This window comes from Brevibacillus sp. RS1.1 (assembly GCF_013284365.1).
GTDB lineage: Bacteria > Bacillota > Bacilli > Brevibacillales > Brevibacillaceae > Brevibacillus > Brevibacillus brevis_D.
The window spans coordinates 883,527-901,912 of record NZ_JABSVA010000002.1 but is presented as its reverse complement, the minus strand read 5'-3'; the positions used below and the strand labels follow the sequence as shown (position 1 = coordinate 901,912).

The following is an 18,386-nucleotide window of genomic DNA, read 5'->3' as shown; positions in this document are numbered from 1 at the left end:
GTGGTCAGGATGGAGAAAAACGATAAGAAGCGGGGCTTGACCCTCGTTTACACAGGGGACGGCAAAGGAAAAACGACAGCAGCAGTCGGATTGGCTGTACGGGCGACAGGGCGCGGGAAAAAGGTGCTGATGGTTCAATTCATCAAGTCGCCGGAGCGAACATACGGAGAAAAGATTATTTTTGATAAATTGGGCATTGAAATCGTGCAAATGGGCGTCGGCTTCACCTGGACAAAGACACCGGAGGAGCATCGTGAGGCATTGAAGGAAGCTTGGGCGTTTGCTAGTGAAAAGCTCTCTTCCGGAGTGTACGATGTCGTCATTCTGGATGAGCTGAATAATGCATTGGCGATTGACCGCTTCCCGATTGACGATGTGTTGCCGTTGTCCGCTGTGTTGGAAGCGATTCAAAACAGGCCAAGTCATATCCACCTCGTGATTACGGGACGGGCAGCAAAGCAGGAGATCCTAGACATCGCAGATTTGGTGACAGAGATGAAGCCAATCAAGCATTACTACGATGAAGGGATTCCAGCTGTGCTGGGGGTAGAGTTTTGACAAGCGCAGGTGTAATAGAGACGTACGGTCATGGTGGAGACCTGCTGACCGCAGCGCAGCGCTTTGGTCGAGAGCCCGGGCAGTTTTTGGATTACAGTGCCAATATTAATCCGCTGGGGATGCCAGCAAGCGTCCGTGAGATGCTACTGGCTTCGTTGGCTGCTGTAGCGCATTACCCAGACCCTGGACATCGTGTGTTTCGTCGTGCGCTGGCCAAACGGCTGCAAATGTCGGAGGAATGGCTGCTACCTGCGAATGGTGCCGCGGAGGCAATGGCGCTGGCCATCCTCGGTCTTTCGCCGCAAACAGTTGGTGTGGTGTATCCTTGCTTTTCGGAATACGCGCAACTTTCCGAGCAGTATGGAGCTCGTGTCATTGGCTGCTTCGGGAAGGAAGCGAACGGGTACAAGCCCGATCCTGAAGAGCTGTATACACTTTTTGCGCAGGCGGATCTCGTATTTGTCGGGTCACCTAATAATCCGACCGGAATCCTGTATCAACCGGAAGAGCTGCGCCAAATGGCGGAATGGACGCAAGAGACCAATACGTGGCTCATCGTGGACGAGGCTTTTCTCGATTTTGTGGAGGAAGAGCGGCAGTATACTTTGGCGATGCAGCTGGAGCACTTTCCCCGTGTGATTTTGATGCGTTCGATGACGAAAATGTACGCGATCCCGGGATTGCGCTTGGGCTATGCGATTGCACATCCGAATGTCATTGCGAAAATGCGCCAAAAGCAAGTGAGCTGGAGTGTGAATGCCCTAGCCCTTTTGGCAGGAGAACTGTGCTTGCAGGAGCAGGCATACGAGGAACAGACGCGCAGGCTGATCAAAACAGAACGTGCATATTTGACTGATTCCATCCGTAGTGAGTTGGGCTGGCAGGTATGGCCTTCGGAGGCAAACTTTTTGCTACTGCGCTCGCCAGAAGGATTGCCAGCCGAGCAATTGCAGGCACGACTCGGCAAAAAAGGCGTTCTGATCCGCAACTGTGCGATGTATCCCGGTTTGACGGCCCATGATGTGAGAGTTGCCGTGCGTGGACGAGAGGAAAATGAACGACTTTTGGCAGCGCTTCGTGAGGTCCATGCGGAAGGAAGTGAACAGCGATGAGCTTGGTGCTGGTAACAGGCGGTGTCCGTTCAGGAAAAAGCCGCTACGCGGAAGAGCTCGCGATGACGTTGGGCAGTCGAGTCCTGTACGTGGCGACAGGCAAGGGTTGGGATGATGAAATGAAGCAGAGAATCGAGCTGCATCAGGCACGTCGTCCGCTGGAATGGGGCTGTGTGGAGATAGGAGAGCGATTAACGGATTACCACGCATTTCGTGAGCAGTATGATGTGGTGTTGATCGATTGTCTGTCCACTTGGGTGAGTAATCGATTGATGAGCGTGGATGAGTCGGAATGGAGAAGTGCTTCACACACGCAAGCCCTGCTGCAGGAGGCAGAGGCGTGGCTGACCCTCGTTCAGAATTCCCCGCAAAAAGTCATTGTTGTCACAAGCGAGGTCGGATTGGGCGGTGTAGCCTTGAGTCGTTTGGGCAGATGGTTCGCAGATGTGCTGGGCGATGTCAATCAGAGAAGTGCGCGACAAGCGGACGCCGTCTACGCGGTTTTGTCGGGGATACCGTGGAGGATCAAAGGATGAATGCATTTTTACACGCAATCTCGTTTTTTACGCGTATTCCGGTCCCGTGGCTTCGTCCTTCTGAGGAGGCGTGGAGAAAAAGCGTCAACTGGTATCCCGCGGTTGGTTTGGTCATCGGTTTATTGCTATGGGGTGTGCATCAGGCAGGACTGGTGTTGTTTAGTCCATGGATCGCCGCCATTTTGACACTGATCGCATGGGTCTACGTAACCGGTGGTCTTCATATGGATGGGTGGATGGACCTCGCGGACGGTCTTGGCAGCAGCAGGCCGCGAGAGCAAATCCTTGCGATTATGAAGGACAGCCGCGTAGGTGCGATGGGCGTACTTGCTGCGATTATGCTGTTGCTGATCAAGGCGGGGGCGGTCGCAGAGCTCGCACATCCGGGCTGGGGCAGCTTTTTGATCGTAGCGCCAGTGGCAGCGCGGACGCATGTGCTTTTGTCGATCAAGCTCTGGCCGTATCTTTCGGCGGACAAAGGAATCGGAAAAGGCATCAGTGCTGGGCTTTCCGTTTCCTCTATCATCGTGAGCTACATCATCGTGTTTGCAGCAGGATGGTATCTTGGGGGCTTGCAGGTCATGACAGCTATTTTCCTGTCGCTGTTGTTCGCTCAATTATTTTCACGCTCGGTTGCAAAAAAACTGGGCGGTTTAAACGGAGACTGCTACGGGGCTGTTATCGAAAGCAGTGAAGCGGTCGTTCTGCTCGTGTTAGTCGGGAGCTGGTGGTTATGAAACTGGTTTGGATACGTCACGGGGAGACAGACAGCAATCGTGAGCATCGATATTTGGGGCATAGCGACGTTCCTTTGAATGAGCGTGGGCATCTGCACGCGAGTGATTTGGCCAAGGAATTACCAGTGCTGATCGGGCGACCCGCTGCGATTTACTCGAGTGACCTGCTCAGATGCATGCAGACTGCCGAACCACTCGCAGCTGCTTGGGGGCTATCGGTTATTTCGGAGCCAGCTTTGAGAGAGCTGTCTTTTGGCGAGTGGGAGCTGATGACCTACGATGAGCTAATGCAGTCGGACCCTGTGCTGGCCACGAGGTGGTACGACGATCCTTTTCGAAATCGACCTCCGCAAGGGGAGAGTCTGGAAGAGCTAGGGATGCGCGTGGATCGTTGGCTACGTTCCTTGTTGGAGAGAGCGGGCAAGGAGGAGACATCCGATACAGTCGTCATCGTCACACATGGCGGCGTGATCCGCTGGTTCCAGGCCGCCTGGCTCGAAAACAATCCTGACCGATATTGGCAGGTCGAGGGCATGAAGCATGGAGAGGCACTGGTAGCAGAATGCCTGGATGCGGAAGAGAAGAGTTGGATGGCACAACCCCTGAAGAGTAAGAGAGGGACAACATGACAGAAGTATGGATATTATGCGCGGCATACTTGATTGATCGGGTGGTAGGTGACCCCCGGAGCTTGCCGCATCCAGTGATCATCATGGGCTGGTGGATTACACGATTGGAACGGGTCATACGTTCTCTCGTCAAAGAGGAGTCGCATTTGAAGCTGGCAGGAGTCCTGTTTCCGGTCGTGATCGTTGGCGGTAGCTATGCTGTGGTTTGGCTGATTCTGTGGGGAGCGACGTTTATCCATCCGGTGCTTTCCTGGATCTTGGGTGCCTGGTTGATTTCTACGACGATCGCGACAAAAGGCTTGGCCGATGCCGGGATGGAGATTGCCCGTCATCTTGTGGCTGGGGACATGGAAGCGGCGAGACGCTCCTTGTCCATGGTAGTCGGACGTGATACGGAGCAACTAGATGAACCGGAAGTATGTCGGGGAGCGGTAGAAACCGTGGCGGAAAACATCGTCGATGCGATCGTCTCTCCGCTGATTTTCGCAGCGATTGGGGGAGCACCGTTGGCAATGGCGTACCGTGCCGCCAACACCCTCGATTCCATGGTTGGCTATAAAAACGAGAAGTATCTGAATCTCGGCTGGGCGTCTGCCCGCTTTGACGATGTACTGAACTACATACCCGCCCGATTGACGGCTTTGTTGCTTGTCGCGGCAAGCTGGCTGCAGCGATTAGATGGGAAGCAGTGCTGGGCAATGATCAGAAGAGATGCGCACTTGCATCCGAGTCCAAACAGCGGTTTGCCGGAAGCCGGAGTCGCTGGCGCATTAGGCGTGCAGCTCGGGGGATTGAATTATTACCAAGGCGTTGCATCGAACCGGGCAAAAATGGGAGATGCGAAACGACCATTGCAGGCAAGTGACATAGTCGCGACGATTCGTTTAATGTATCTCGTTTCACTCTTATGTCTGCTCGTTAGTGTGATGATATCGATTTTATTATAAACAGGAAGCGAAAAGGGGAGGGGCCTTATGAGCGGCAAGTTGTTTGTGATCGGGTTTGGTCCAGGGAGTTTTGAGCATATCACCAAGCGGGCGCGGGAAGCCCTGCAAGAGTCCGATGTCATTATCGGCTATTCCACCTACGTAGATTTAATCCGTGGACTTTTGACGAATCAGCAAATCGTCAGCACAGGGATGACGGAAGAAGTGGCGCGTGCACGGGAAGCTGTACGTCAGGCGGAAGAGGAAGGCAAAAAGGTAGCGGTCATTTCCAGTGGAGACTCAGGGGTTTACGGGATGGCAGGTCTCGTATACGAGGTGTTGGTGGAAAAAGGCTGGACAGAAGCAACAGGCGTACCCATCGAAATCGTACCGGGCATTTCGGCGATCAATTCCTGTGGGGCGATCCTCGGTGCACCTATCATGCACGACGCATGCACAATCAGTTTGAGCGATCACTTGACGCCGTGGGAACTCATTGCCAAACGGATTGACGCAGCAGGGATGGCTGACTTTGTGATCGCGTTGTACAACCCGCGCAGCGGACGACGCACACGCCAGATTGTCGAAGCACAACGCATTCTTTTGCAGTACCGCTCACCAGATACGCCGGTCGGTATCGTGAAAAGTGCTTATCGCGAACGCGAAACGGTTGTCGTGACGACCCTGGCCCAAATGCTGGAGCATGATATCGGCATGTTGACCACTGTGATTATTGGAAATACATCGACGTTTGTATACGACGGCAAAATGATTACGCCGCGCGGTTATCAGCGCAAATACACGCTGTCTGCCGATGAGCAGCCACTGAAGCCGCATCAGCGTTTGCGTGTAGAAAATGAGCCTTGGTCGCTCGAGGCCTCCGAGGAGAGCCTCGCGTCAGCTCCGGCAATACCAGCAACACCGAACACAGAAAGACCAGTAGCCGTTACCGAGGACAGAGTACCTGCTACAGAACCAGCAAATCGTGTAGCAGCAAGCACGGCAGTACTGGAAGCACCGTCTGTAACAGAAGAAGCCGCACCGAAAGCTCCTTTCGCATGGGCCATGGAGGCATTGACGGCTATCAATACGGCGAAAGGCATTGAAACCAAGCCAGCTGTAGGTCAAGTCAATCGTCCGGTGTCTACCTTTACGCCAGAGATGATTTTCGAATGCGCGGTAAGTCCGGGTGTTGCCAATAAAAAAATCACGCCGCTGCAAATGATGGCGATTGCCGAGGTGGCAGGAGAAAAAGGCGAGATCGAATACACCCCACACCACCAAATGATTTTGCGCGTGCCGACTGCCAACCCAGAAAGCATCACTAGCCGCTTGCGAGAGCTTGGATTGATTCTCAGCCCGATCGGAGACGTTTTGCAGGTAAAAGCGTGTGATTTCTGCGACGGAGAGAAAAAAGACAGCATCCCTTATGCCGAGGAGCTGCACCAAAAGCTGGGTGGAAAAGAAATGCCGAAAGAACTGAAGATCGGCTTCAACGGCTGCGGGATGGCGTGCTATGGCGCGGTTCAAGAGGATATTGGGATCGTATTCCGCAAAGGAAAGTTCGATTTATTCCTGGGAGCAAAAACGGTTGGACGCAATGCACACTCCGGTATTCCGGTAGCAGAAGGCATCGAAAAAGAAGAGATTGTTCCACTCGTGGAGCGAATCGTGAACCGATTCAAAAAAGACGCATTTCCGAACGAGAGGTTCCACAAGTTTTTCCAACGTGTAGGTGAGCTGGAGGGCTTTGCATGGTACGAGCCAGCCAAAGCTGAAATCGAGAATGCTGCATGCGGAGATTAATGCAAGAACACCACTAAAAACGAGGGGGACATAAAATGGACGCAGTATTATTTGTAGGTCATGGAAGCAAGGACCCGGAAGGCAATGAAGAGATTCGCCAGTTTGTGGCGACGCTAACACCGGACTTGGATGTACCGATTATCGAGACGTGCTTTCTGGAGTTTGCCCGTCCTGACATGCTGCAAGGCTTGAATACCTGCGTGGCTCGGGGGGCAACCCGCGTGGCGGTGATTCCAATCATCCTGTTCTCTGCCGGACATGCGAAAATTCATATTCCGGCTGCCATCGACGAGGCAAAGGAGCTGCACCCACACGTTCAGTTCATCTACGGACGCCCGATCGGTATTCACGACGAAGTCATCAATATTTTGACTGCTCGCATGGAAGAGGCAGGCTTTGCCTCCGGGGAAGACAACGATGACCTGGCTGTACTTGTAATCGGACGCGGCAGCAGCGATGCAGATGCCAATAGCGATATTTACAAAATGTCCCGACTGTTCTGGGAGCGCTACAAAGCCAAGTGGGTAGAGACCGCCTTCATGGGCGTGACATATCCCTTGTACGACGAGGGCGTTGAGCGTTGCTTGAAGCTGGGTGCGAAGCGCATCGTACTCTTGCCGTATTTCTTGTTCACGGGTGTGTTGATCAAACGGATGAGCGACCAGCTGGAGAAGTTCCGTGAGCAATATCCAGAAGCCCAGTTCGAAATGGCCGAGTATTTTGGCTTCCATCCGTTGTTGAAAGAAGTGCTCAAGGATCGTGTGGTGGAAGCGTTGCACGGTGAAGTGAAGCTGAACTGTGATACCTGTCAGTACAGGCTGGCGGCGATGGAGCACATCGACCATCACCATCACCACCACGATGACGAGCATGGACATCACCACCACCATGGTCACCATCATCATCACGACCATGACCACGATCATGACCACGACCACAAGCATGATCACAAGCACGACCACGTTACCAAGTAGGAGGAAGACAGCATGATTCTGGTACTGGCTGGAACGAGCGACGCGCGCGAGTTGGCTTTGCAAATCAAGGACAAGGGCTACGATCTGTTAACGACAGTTGTCACCGACAATGCTGCGAAAAGTATGGAGGAAGCGGGTGTGCCTGTTCAGGTCGGACGCCTGACTGCTGACGATATTCAGCAGCTGATCCAAGACAGAGCCGTCCAATGCGTAGTCGACGCGAGTCACCCCTTCGCAGAGGAAGCCTCCAAGAACGCCATGGCAGGTGCGCAAGGCGCGGGAGTCCCATACATTCGTTACGAGCGGGAAAGCCTCTCCTCACCGGGCAGTGAAAAGCTGATTGTAGTAGAAGACTACGTCCAAGCGGCTGAACTGGCGGCTGAAAAGCGCGGCGTCATCATGCTGACGACGGGCAGCAAGACGCTGAAAACGTTCACGGATCGGCTGTTGGGCTTGCCGGACACGACGCTGGTAGCCCGCATGCTGCCACGTCTAGACAATATGCAGAAGTGCGAAGAGCTCGGTGTTGAGCAAAAAAACATCGTCGCGATGCAAGGCCCTTTTTCCAAGGAGCTGAATAAAGCGCTCTACGAGCATTATGGTGTCACGCTGATGATCACCAAGGAGAGCGGCAAAGTAGGCGCTTTTGATGAAAAGGTGGAAGCGGCACTGGAAATGGGCATTGAAACAATCGTCATCGGTCGTCCAAAGATCGATTATGGAACGAAGTTTTCGGATTTCGAAAGCGTATTGACTCAACTCAAACAAGTGACTGGAGGAAACTAACCATGGATTTCAAAACGGAATTTAAACCGATGACCGTACAACCGCAAGAGATTGAGGACTTGAGCTTTCAAATCATTACAGATGAGCTGGGCGAGCATCCCTTTACAGAAGAACAATATCCAGTAGTACAACGCGTCATCCACGCATCCGCAGACTTCGATCTTGGACGCAGCCTTGTTTTCCACCCGGACGCAGTAAAATCGGGAATCGAAGCGATCCGCAGCGGCAAAATCGTCGTAGCAGATGTACAGATGGTGCAAGTCGGCATCAGCAAAAACCGTATTGAAAAATTCGGCGGAGAAGTAAAGGTGTACATCTCTGATCGCGATGTAATGGAAGAGGCGAAGCGTCTGAATACGACACGTGCGATCATTTCCATGCGCAAAGCAATCAAGGAAGCGGATGGCGGGATCTTTTGCATCGGAAACGCACCTACGGCACTCCTGGAGCTGATCCGTATGGTGAAGGAAGGCGAAGCAAAGCCTGGTCTGGTGATCGGGATGCCAGTTGGCTTCGTATCCGCGGCAGAATCCAAGGAAGAGCTGGCGAAGCTCGATATCCCATTCATCACAAACATGGGACGTAAAGGCGGAAGCCCAGTAACGGTAGCCGCTTTGAATGCCATTTCGATTATGGCGGAACGGTTGGGCTAAGCAGATGGCAGCCAAAGCAGCAACGGACGAGAAAGAGGCAAAACCCCTCCGCCACGGATATACGACTGGATCATGTGCAACGGCGACAACCAAGGCTGCTTTGATCGCGCTGATTACTCAGGAAGAGCAAAGCCAAGCGACGATTCGCCTGCCAATCGGCGAGGATGTCACCTTTCAGATGGAGAGCTGTGATTTTTCATTGGAGAGGGCGACAGCAGGCACGATCAAGGATGGGGGAGACGACCCAGACGCGACACACGGTGCCCTAATTCTTTCTACGGTGGAATGGTCGAATGAGCCCGGCATTATTTTGGATGGCGGACTCGGTGTGGGACGGGTGACCAAGCCAGGGTTGCCTGTTCCGATTGGCGAGGCAGCGATCAATCCCGTCCCGCGCAAAATGATCAGGGAAACTGCGCAGGCTGTTCTGGATGAGTACGGGACACAGCGCGGGGTCAAAATCGTCATCTCCGTGCCTACGGGTGAGGAAATCGCCAAAAAAACCTTGAATGGACGACTTGGCATACTCGGCGGCATCTCCATTTTGGGGACGCGTGGAATCGTGGTGCCGTTTTCCACTTCTGCCTACAAGGCAAGCGTGGCACAAGCGGTCAATGTCGCCAAGGAAGCCGGCTGCGATCATATTGTGTTGTCGACGGGCGGAAAGAGTGAATCCTACGGGGTCGCTACTTATCCAGAGCTGTCGGAAGAAGCATTCGTGGAGATGGGCGATTTCGTCGGCTTTTCCCTCAAGCAGTGTAAGAACAAAAAGATGCGCAAAGTGACCTTGGTCGGGATGATGGGCAAGTTTTCCAAGGTAGCGCAGGGCGTCATGATGGTTCATTCCAAAAGCGCACCCGTCGATTTCGGCTTCCTCGCTCAAATGGCAGCAGATGCAGGAGCTTCACAGGAGCGTATTGACGAAATTTTGGGAGCCAACACCGCTTCGCAGGTAGGCGATATGATGGTGGACACGCCAGCCTTTTTCGAGATCATGTGCGAAAACTGCTGTCGCGCTGCACTAAAGGAAGTGGGCGGCGGCATCGAGGTCGAAACCATCATCATCACAATGAAAGGGTCCCTGTTGGGAAGGGTGATGATCAATGACACAGGCGATGAAAGTAATTGGAATCGGGGATGATGGACAGCAGAGCCTGCTGCCGTTGTACCGGACTTGGATAGAGGAAAGTGAACTGTTAGTTGGAGGAGAGCGGCACCTCAGCTTTTTCCCGGAGTATACAGGGGAAAAGCGTGTACTAAAGGGCGGGCTGACCGCGATGGTAGAAGAGCTACGCACAGAGACACGCAAGACGGTCATTCTGGCGTCAGGCGATCCGCTCTTTTACGGGATTGGCGGCTTACTTTCCAAAAAGCTGAACGTGGAGATTTACCCGCACCTCAGCTCCATTCAGCTTGCTTTTGCCAAAATGGGCGAGTCATGGCAGGATGCAACATTGGCAAGTGTGCACGGGCGCAGTATCAAGGGTCTGGCGCAACGGATCGACGGGAAGGATAAGGTCGCTCTTTTGACGGATCGGGAAAACTCGCCATCAGCGATTGCCAAGTACCTTCTTTCGTTTCAGATGACTGAGTATGATGCGTTCGTAGCGGAGAACCTCGGCAGTGCCGAAGAGCGGACAGGCTGGTATTCCCTTGAGGAAATGGCTGATGGTAGCTTCTCTGATCTGAATGTCGTGGTTTTGAAAAAACGTCGTCCAAGCCCGGTGTGGCCGTTTGGAATCGCAGACGAGGAGTTTTCCCAGCGCAAGCCGGACAAGGGACTTATTACGAAAAAGGAAGTCCGCATTTTAAGCATTGCGCAGCTGCAATTGCATGCGAAAAGCATCGTCTGGGACATCGGCACCTGCACTGGCTCTGTCGCCATTGAAGCGGCACGAATTGCGCGTGAGGGTGAAGTGTACGGCGTAGAGAAGAACGTGGACGATCTGGAAAACTGCCGCCAGAACATGGCGAAGTTTCGCACGGATTTGACAGTGATTAACGCACGCGCCCCACATGGCTTGGATGAGTTCCCGGACCCGGATGCCGTATTTATTGGCGGCAGTGGTGGAGAATTGCGCGAGCTGTTGAACATCTGCTGCACACGACTGCGCCCGAATGGCCGGATCGTGGTGAATGCAGCGACCATTGAGACATTGTACGAAGCGACACAAGCATTCGCGCAAGAAGGATTCGAGACATCGGTGACACTGGCGCAGCTATCGCGCAGCAAGCCGATTTTGTCCCTGACGCGCTTTGAAGCATTGAATCCGATCTACATCATTACGGCCTGGGCCAAGCAGGCAGAAGAACAAGGAGGAGACAGCAAGTGACTAAGATCGGAACATTGTACGGACTAGGAGTAGGTCCCGGCGACCCTGAATTGATTACCGTTAAGGCATTTCGTCTATTACAGCAATCACCAGTGGTTGCGTATCCGAAAAAACGGATGGGCAGCAAAAGCTACGCGCATCAAATCGCAGAGCTGTATGTGCAGACCCCAGACAAGGAAATGCTTGGACTCGTATTCCCGATGACGCGGGACAAAGAAATTTTGGAGCGCGAGTGGAACAACACAGTGGAGATCGTTTGGGAGCGTTTGTCTGAAGGCAAGGACGTTGCTTTTGTAACGGAAGGCGATCCGATGTTTTACAGTACGTTCATTCACATGATGCGCGTCATGCATGAGGAGCACCCGGAAGTACCAATCGTGACCGTACCAGGCGTCTCTTCGTTTCTGGGAGCAGCTTCCCGCTTCAATCTGCCGCTGGCGGACGGGGACGAGCAGATCGGCATCATCCCGGCAACAGAAGACAAGGAAGCCATGCGCAAAGCGCTTGAGAACCATGATACCGTCGTGTTCCTGAAGGTAGCAAAGGTACTGCCAATGATCATTGGCTTGCTGAAAGAAATGGGGCTGGCTGAAAAGGCAGCGGTAGCGACCAAGGTCACTTCCTCCGAGGAAATGGTTTGGACCGATATGCGTGAACTGGAGCGGGCAGAGCTTAGCTATCTTACACTGATGGTGGTGAAAAAATAATGAAACTGTACATAGTGGGAGCGGGTCCCGGCGACCCTGATTTGATTACGGTAAAAGGCTTGAAGCTGCTGCAAAAGGCAGACGTTATTATGTATACCGACTCCCTCGTGAACGAGGACTTGGTAGCAATGAGCAATCCCGATGCAGAGGTACTGCAAAGCTCGGGTATGGCATTGGAAGAAATGGTAGAGCTGTTGGTAGACCGTATTCATAGCGGAAAAACAGTCGTACGTCTGCATACAGGTGATCCGTCCATTTATGGCGCGATCATGGAACAGATTGCCCTATTAAAAGAAAAAGGCATCGAGGTAGAAATCGTTCCAGGTGTGAGCTCAGTATTTGCGGCAGCGGCAGCAGTAGGAGCCGAGCTGACGATTCCTGATCTGACACAGACGATCATCCTCACCCGCGCGGAAGGTCGCACACCAGTGCCTGAAAGAGAAAAGCTGCGTGCGCTTGCTGAGCATCATTGTACGTTGGCTCTGTACCTTAGCGCGACTTTGACGAAAAAAGTAGTCCGTGAGCTGGTCGATGCAGGCTGGAGCGAGGATACACCAGTAGCAGTCGTACAACGTGCAAGCTGGCCGGATCAATTGATCGTTCGCACTACGCTGAAAAATTTGGACGAAGACATGGGCAAAAACGGTATTCGCAAGCACGCGATGATTTTGGCTGGCTGGGCATTGGACCCGAACATCCACGACAAGAGCGAGCAATACCGTTCCAAGCTGTACGATAAAACCTTTACACACGGGTTCAGAAAAGGTGTGAAGGAATAATGAAGATCATCGAACTGATCGAGGGAGAAATCCCTGTTATCGAGCAGCGCGGAGACTATGCGATCGTCGCGATCACGAAGCACGGAGTAGAGATGGCGCGCGATCTGGCACAGAAATTCCCTGGGACAGACCTGTACTACATGAGCAAGTTCGAGCGCGGAGATGAGGAAGCGCGCGGCATCCAGCTGTTTTCCAACAGTGTCCGGATGCTGTTTCCCGCTCTCTGGCCTGCTTATAAAGGCTTAATCATCATTATTTCACTGGGTGCGGTTATTCGGATGATCGCACCTTTGCTCGAAGACAAAAAGAAAGACCCGGGTGTCGTCGTCGTCGATGACCGTGGGGAGAATGTCATCAGTGTGCTGTCTGGCCATTTGGGCGGTGCCAATGAGCTGGCTCGCGAGGTAGCGGCAGTCATGGGTGCTCGTCCGATTATCACCACAGCATCAGACGTACAAAAGACGATTCCCGTCGATCTATTCGGTAGACGTTTTGGCTGGGAGTGGGATTCCGCTGAAAAGCTGACCCCTGTCAGTGCTTCTGTCGTAAACGAGGAGCGCGTAGCTGTCATCAATGAATCCGGTGAACGCGACTGGTGGATGCATGACACACCGATGCCACCATCTATCAAAGAATACGCGACAATCGCTGAGGCACAAGCCGATCAGCCGCAAGCTGCTCTCGTCGTTTCTCATCGCCTGCTCACACCGGAGGAACAATCGATCTTGGACAACGGTGTCCTTTATCGTCCGAAGGTAATCGTGCTCGGGATGGGCTGCAACCGGGGAACCTCCGCAGAAGAGATCGAGGCTGTTATCAAGGAAACGCTGGATGAACTGCAATTTTCGATCAAAAGTGTAAAAGCACTGGCGACCATCGAGCTGAAAAAGGATGAAGCGGGTCTCATCGCCGTTTGCGAAAAATACGGCTGGCCGTTCGCCTGGTATTCGCCGGAAGAATTAAACAAGGTCGAAATCAGCGATCCGTCTGATACCGTCTTCAAGTTCACGGGAGCGTACGGAGTGAGCGAGCCTGCCGCGAAGCTGTACGCTGGCGCGGGCGAACTCGTTTTGACCAAGAAGAAGTCGGGCAACACCACCATTTCGGTCGGATTGATGCCCTATCATGAGGAGGAGCGTGCATGACGGACAGCCGCCGTATTGTGATTGCAGGAACGGGCAGCGGAGCGGGTAAGACAACCGTTACCATCGGACTGATGGCTGCTCTGAAAAGAAAAGGGCATACCGTACAGGGCTTCAAGTGCGGACCTGATTACATCGATCCTACGTATCATACGGCTGTGACCGGCAGAGCCTCGCGCAATCTGGACAGCTTCATGCTGGAGCACGAGATCGTGAAGGAGATTTTTGTCCGCGGCAGCGAGGGTGCTGACATCTCGATTATCGAGGGTGTCATGGGCATGTACGATGGCAAGGAAGCGACCAGCGATAAAGGCAGCACGGCAGAAATCAGCATCCTGACTGGCTCTCCGGTTCTGTTGGTGGTCAATTGTCAGAGCATGGCGCGCAGTGCAGCTGCGATTGTCAAAGGCTTTCAACTGCTCAATCCACAGGCGAGAATCGTCGGTGTCATCGCGAACAAGGTCGGGAGTGAAGGGCATCACAAAATCGTGAAGGCAGCGATCGAGCAGGAATGCGGGATTCCGGTCGTAGGCTATCTAAAACGGGAGAATGAGCTGGAAATACCGGAACGTCATCTCGGGTTGGTGCCATCTGTCGAGCGTGGAGAGTTGACACCGCTGTTTGAAAAGCTGGCTGACTTGATCGCAGAGACAGTCGATTTGGAGCAAATCTGGGAACTGGCAAAGGCAGAGCCGCTGCAAGCAAAACCTACCCTGTTTGCTCCGCGAAAAGCATCTGCTACTGTCACCATTGCTGTAGCGAAGGACCCTGCTTTTCATTTTTACTATCCGGAAAATTTGGAGCTACTCGAAGCATATGGCGCGAAGCTCGCGTTCTTTTCCCCACTGGCCGGTGAGGGAGTGCCTGAGGACGCAGATGGCTTGTACATCGGGGGAGGCTTCCCGGAGGAGTTTGCAGCAGAGCTATCGCAAAATGAAGCGGTGAAACAATCGATCCGATCTGCGATTACAAAAGGCTTGCCTACCTTGGCTGAGTGCGGCGGCTACATGTTTTTGACAGAGGCGATCGTCACAACTGATGGCGACAGCTATCCAATGGTGGGGCTCATCCCAGGCAAGGTGACCATGCAGAAAAAGCTCGCAGCGCTTGGCTATCGGGAAGTGCGTGGCAAGGAAGGCAATTTCTTGCTCGGCACCGAGGAACAGGCAAAAGGGCATGAATTCCATTACTCTACGTATGCTTCGGATCAAGAGCTGCCAGCAGCATATGAGACAAAAGGGCTCCGCGGTACGAAACCGGAGGGCTATGTCCAAGAAAATCTGGTCGCAGGCTATACTCACTTGCATTTCGGCTCCAATCCTGAACTGGTCGAACGTTGGCTGAGCCGTTGCGCGGAGGTGGCCGAGCGTGCCTAAAACCCTCCCGTTGATGGTGCAAGGTACCAGCTCGGATGCAGGAAAAAGTGCGATTGCAACAGCGCTTTGCCGGATTTTTGCTCAAGATGGCTACAAGACAGCTCCGTTCAAATCGCAAAATATGGCCCTGAATTCCTACGTGACGCTGGATGGAAAAGAAATCGGGCGGGCACAGGGCGTTCAGGCAGAGGCGGCAGGAATTCTGGCGACGACTGACATGAACCCCATTTTGATCAAGCCGACACGAGATTCCGAATCGCAAATTGTCGTTAACGGCGAGCCATACGGCAACATGAAGGCTTTTGCCTATCGGACGGAGTTTTATGACAAGGGCTTGCGGATCATTGAGGAAGCGTATCAACGACTCGCCAGCTCCTATGAGCGGATCGTCATTGAAGGGGCTGGCAGTCCGGCAGAGGTTAATCTGAATGACCGTGAGCTCGTCAATATGCGAGTCGCTCGTCTAACGAATGCGCCCGTCATTTTGGTGGCAGATATCGAGCGAGGGGGAGTGTTTGCCAGCTTGGTCGGTACCCTTCAACTGCTCGAGCCCGAAGATCGGGATCGCGTGATCGGCGTCATCATCAATCGTTTTCGCGGTGATTTGACACTTTTGCAGCCGGGACTCGACTGGTTCGAAGAATATACGGGCAAGCCTGTCCTTGGTGTCGTGCCATTTATTCCAGACTTGTGGATCGATGCGGAGGACTCGTTGATTTTGCACCGTTATCAAGGGCAGCGTGAGACACCGCGGGAGATTGACATTGCGGTTTTGCGCTATCCGCGAATTTCCAACTTTACCGACGTGGACCCGTTTTTTGTAGAGCCGGATTGCCGGATGCGCTTTGTGACACGTTTGGAAGAGCTGGGTGAACCTGACCTGATTGTCTTGCCGGGCAGCAAGAATACACTCGAGGATTTGCAATTCTTACGAGAGACAGGTCTTGCCGCGGCAGTCAAAGACCTTCATCATAAAGGGAAGACGTATATCGTCGGTTTGTGCGGCGGTTATCAAATGCTGGGAGAAGCCATTCATGATCCTACTGGGGTCGAGTCTCCATTGCAGCAGCTTGATGGGCTGGGTCTTATCCCGATGATTACGACGATGGAGCAGAAGAAAACGACTGTTTTGTCACGTGGAGAAGCAGTATTTGCGAAGGAAAAGCTGACGGTGGAAGGCTACGAAATTCACATGGGGCAATCGACTTATTCGGGCAACGATTTTCCTTTTATCCAGATGGAGGGGCGTACGGAGGGCTATTGTCAGGAGGAGCGGCAGTTGATCGGCACGTATTTCCATGGCCTGTTCCACAATGACCACTTCCGCACACTGTTGCTGAATGCCATCCGTGAGCAAAAAGGACTCTCACCCATTACGGATCGCCCCTCTTTTGTCGCTCTACGAGAGCAGGGGTACGATCTGTTGGCGGATACTGTACGTCGCCATGTGAAGTTGGATACGATCGAAGAGTACATGAAGGTTTTTCAAGAAAAAGAGGTGCAGTATAATGTCAGTCATTTATCCGGCGATTGAGCCACGAAATCAGGAAGCAAGTGAGCAAACGAGACAGCATGTGGATCAGTTGACCAAACCGCTTGGCAGCCTTGGTCGCCTGGAGCAATTGGCTATTGAACTGGCTGGGATGACAGGTGAGACAATGCCTGTTGTAACACCTCCGGGCGTGCTTGTTTTTGCGGCCGATCACGGTGTGGCACGGGAAGGTGTCTCTGCCTATCCGCAGGAAGTGACAGCGCAAATGGTGCTGAATATGGTTCAGGGTGGAGCTGGAGTCAACGTCTTCGCCAGACAAATCGGAGCCATTCAAAAAATCGTAGATGTCGGTGTAGCGGTCGAGATCGAAGCACCAGGTGTTTATCATAAGAAAATCAGAGCAGGCTCGGGCAATATGCTGAAAGAAGCTGCGATGACGGCAGACGAAGCGCAGCGCTCCATTGCAGTTGGCCTCGAGATGGCAGAAGCGATGATCGGGGAAGGTGCCAAAGTCCTGATTGTCGGTGAAGTGGGCATTGGCAACACGACAGCCAGCAGTGCGATCCTGTCAGCCTTAACCGGAGCTGATCCTGAGCAAATCGTCGGACGTGGAACAGGGCTGGATGACGCAGGCTGGCAGCGTAAAAAGACAGTTGTTCGCGAAGCACTTGCCTTGCATCGCCCGGATGCAACCAATCCGTTGGACGTTTTGGCAAAAGTCGGCGGACTGGAAATCGGAGCAATGGCAGGAGCGATCATGGGAGCAGCCTCTCGCCGTGTCCCTGTGCTGCTGGACGGCTTTATCGCTACGGTAGCGGCTTTGCTTGCTGTTCGATTGGAGCCACTCGTTGCAGATTACTTGATCGCGGGTCACCGTTCTGAGGAGCCAGGGCATGATTTTGTCCTGCAAGAATTAGGCAAGGAGCCACTACTCAGCCTGAAATTGCGACTGGGCGAAGGAAGCGGAGCAACATTGGCGTTTCCAATCGTGGAAGCAGCGACACGGATGGTTCGTGAGATGGCGACATTTGCATCAGCAGGAGTAAGTGACCGATGAGCGGCGCGGGGAAAGTCTATCTCGTAGGAGCTGGCCCTGGCGATCCAAAGCTAATTACCGTAAAAGGAATGGAATGCCTGCAAAAGGCAGAGGTGGTTGTGTATGATCGTCTGGCAAATCCAGCTTTGCTGGAGTACGCGCCACAGACGGCAGAACGCATCTACTGCGGCAAGCTGCCGGATCATCATACGATGAGACAAGAATCGATTAACGAGCTGTTAGCGGAAAAAGCGCTGGAAGGAAAAGTCGTTGTACGGCTAAAAGGCGGCGATCCTTGTGTGTTTGGTCGTGCCGGAGAAGAAGCGCAGCTTTTGGCTGAGCGAGGAATTGCCTTTGAAATCGTCCCGGGAGTAACGGCTGGAATTGCAGCCTCGGCGTATGCAGGTATTCCGGTGACACACCGCGATCACGGCTCGTCATTTGCTGTCGTGACGGGACATTTGCGTGAAGACAAACCGGAGCTGGCAGTAGAAAAATGGAGTGCTCTCGCGAATGGCATCGACACGGTTGCTTTTTACATGGGAGTCGCCAACCTGCCGTTGATCCGCACCCAATTAATCAAGCACGGACGCGATCCACATACGCCAGTAGCCGTCATCTCGTGGGGAACACTCCCGCAGCAAGCAGTAGTAACGGGTACCTTGGCTGATATTGAGGAACGTTTGGCCCAAAACAGTCACATCACGAATCCAGCTATCATTCTGGTCGGTGAAGTCGTGAAGATGCGTGAGAAAATCAACTGGTTTGAAGCTACGCTTGGAATCGAGCACGTGCAACAATAGG

19 protein-coding genes are annotated in these 18,386 nt (G+C 53.2%); all 19 read left to right on the top strand.

The genetic code is table 11. The annotated features are described in order from the left end of the window. Window positions 1–9: 9 nt before the first annotated feature. From cobO to cobA, 19 genes are read left to right on the top strand one after another with little or no spacing between them, the layout of a single operon-like run. On the top strand, window positions 10–558 hold the full coding sequence (gene cobO / locus HP570_RS09735; RefSeq protein WP_173606148.1) for a cob(I)yrinic acid a,c-diamide adenosyltransferase: 549 nt from the start codon (window positions 10–12) through the stop codon (window positions 556–558). Continuing rightward, window positions 555–1,670: a threonine-phosphate decarboxylase CobD gene (gene cobD / locus HP570_RS09730; RefSeq protein WP_173625592.1), complete on the top strand. Its 1,116-nt coding sequence runs from the start codon at window positions 555–557 to the stop codon at window positions 1,668–1,670. The genes cobO and cobD overlap by 4 nt, the downstream gene beginning before the upstream one ends. Then, window positions 1,667–2,206 carry a bifunctional adenosylcobinamide kinase/adenosylcobinamide-phosphate guanylyltransferase gene (gene cobU, locus HP570_RS09725; protein ID WP_173625591.1) on the top strand — a complete coding sequence of 180 codons (540 nt, stop codon included), beginning with the start codon at window positions 1,667–1,669 and terminating at the stop codon, window positions 2,204–2,206. The genes cobD and cobU overlap by 4 nt, the downstream gene beginning before the upstream one ends. Continuing rightward, window positions 2,203–2,943 (top strand): adenosylcobinamide-GDP ribazoletransferase, encoded by a 741-nt coding sequence (gene cobS, locus HP570_RS09720; RefSeq protein WP_173625590.1) that lies wholly within the window; start codon window positions 2,203–2,205, stop codon window positions 2,941–2,943. The genes cobU and cobS overlap by 4 nt, the downstream gene beginning before the upstream one ends. Next, entirely contained in the window at window positions 2,940–3,572 is a 633-nt protein-coding gene (locus HP570_RS09715) for a histidine phosphatase family protein (RefSeq protein ID WP_173625589.1), read from the top strand. Before cobS ends, HP570_RS09715 begins: the two co-directional genes overlap by 4 nt. Further along, entirely contained in the window at window positions 3,569–4,519 is a 951-nt protein-coding gene (gene cbiB, locus HP570_RS09710; RefSeq protein WP_173625588.1) for an adenosylcobinamide-phosphate synthase CbiB, read from the top strand. Before HP570_RS09715 ends, cbiB begins: the two co-directional genes overlap by 4 nt. A gap of 27 nt (window positions 4,520–4,546) precedes the next feature. Continuing rightward, window positions 4,547–6,304, top strand: a complete 1,758-nt coding sequence (gene cobJ / locus HP570_RS09705; RefSeq protein ID WP_173625587.1) for a precorrin-3B C(17)-methyltransferase — start codon at window positions 4,547–4,549, stop codon at window positions 6,302–6,304. A gap of 35 nt (window positions 6,305–6,339) precedes the next feature. Then, window positions 6,340–7,278, top strand: a complete 939-nt coding sequence (locus tag HP570_RS09700) for a sirohydrochlorin chelatase (RefSeq protein WP_173625586.1) — start codon at window positions 6,340–6,342, stop codon at window positions 7,276–7,278. Between the two features lie 12 nt (window positions 7,279–7,290). Next, complete coding sequence (cobK, locus tag HP570_RS09695; RefSeq protein ID WP_012684975.1) at window positions 7,291–8,064, top strand: precorrin-6A reductase; 774 nt, start codon at window positions 7,291–7,293, stop codon at window positions 8,062–8,064. A gap of 2 nt (window positions 8,065–8,066) precedes the next feature. Beyond that, window positions 8,067–8,717: a precorrin-8X methylmutase gene (locus HP570_RS09690; RefSeq protein WP_173625585.1), complete on the top strand. Its 651-nt coding sequence runs from the start codon at window positions 8,067–8,069 to the stop codon at window positions 8,715–8,717. Window positions 8,718–8,721: 4 nt separating this feature from the next. Next, entirely contained in the window at window positions 8,722–9,858 is a 1,137-nt protein-coding gene (locus HP570_RS09685; RefSeq protein ID WP_173625717.1) for a cobalt-precorrin-5B (C(1))-methyltransferase, read from the top strand. Beyond that, entirely contained in the window at window positions 9,821–11,050 is a 1,230-nt protein-coding gene (gene cbiE / locus HP570_RS09680; RefSeq protein ID WP_173625584.1) for a precorrin-6y C5,15-methyltransferase (decarboxylating) subunit CbiE, read from the top strand. The genes HP570_RS09685 and cbiE overlap by 38 nt, the downstream gene beginning before the upstream one ends. Next, the gene (cobI, locus tag HP570_RS09675) at window positions 11,047–11,757 is read left to right on the top strand and encodes a precorrin-2 C(20)-methyltransferase (RefSeq protein ID WP_016741771.1); all 711 of its coding nucleotides are present in this window, start codon (window positions 11,047–11,049) and stop codon (window positions 11,755–11,757) included. Before cbiE ends, cobI begins: the two co-directional genes overlap by 4 nt. After that, window positions 11,757–12,536 (top strand): precorrin-4 C(11)-methyltransferase, encoded by a 780-nt coding sequence (cobM, locus tag HP570_RS09670; RefSeq protein ID WP_087344448.1) that lies wholly within the window; start codon window positions 11,757–11,759, stop codon window positions 12,534–12,536. The genes cobI and cobM overlap by 1 nt, the downstream gene beginning before the upstream one ends. After that, window positions 12,536–13,681 carry a cobalt-precorrin 5A hydrolase gene (locus HP570_RS09665; protein ID WP_173625583.1) on the top strand — a complete coding sequence of 382 codons (1,146 nt, stop codon included), beginning with the start codon at window positions 12,536–12,538 and terminating at the stop codon, window positions 13,679–13,681. The genes cobM and HP570_RS09665 overlap by 1 nt, the downstream gene beginning before the upstream one ends. Next, on the top strand, window positions 13,678–15,054 hold the full coding sequence (locus tag HP570_RS09660) for a cobyrinic acid a,c-diamide synthase CobB (RefSeq protein ID WP_173625582.1): 1,377 nt from the start codon (window positions 13,678–13,680) through the stop codon (window positions 15,052–15,054). Before HP570_RS09665 ends, HP570_RS09660 begins: the two co-directional genes overlap by 4 nt. Further along, on the top strand, window positions 15,047–16,588 hold the full coding sequence (locus HP570_RS09655) for a cobyric acid synthase (RefSeq protein ID WP_173625581.1): 1,542 nt from the start codon (window positions 15,047–15,049) through the stop codon (window positions 16,586–16,588). The genes HP570_RS09660 and HP570_RS09655 overlap by 8 nt, the downstream gene beginning before the upstream one ends. Beyond that, complete coding sequence (gene cobT / locus HP570_RS09650; protein ID WP_173625580.1) at window positions 16,563–17,603, top strand: nicotinate-nucleotide--dimethylbenzimidazole phosphoribosyltransferase; 1,041 nt, start codon at window positions 16,563–16,565, stop codon at window positions 17,601–17,603. Before HP570_RS09655 ends, cobT begins: the two co-directional genes overlap by 26 nt. Next, window positions 17,600–18,385 (top strand): uroporphyrinogen-III C-methyltransferase, encoded by a 786-nt coding sequence (gene cobA, locus HP570_RS09645; protein WP_016741777.1) that lies wholly within the window; start codon window positions 17,600–17,602, stop codon window positions 18,383–18,385. The genes cobT and cobA overlap by 4 nt, the downstream gene beginning before the upstream one ends. The last annotated feature ends 1 nt before the right edge of the window (window position 18,386 follow it).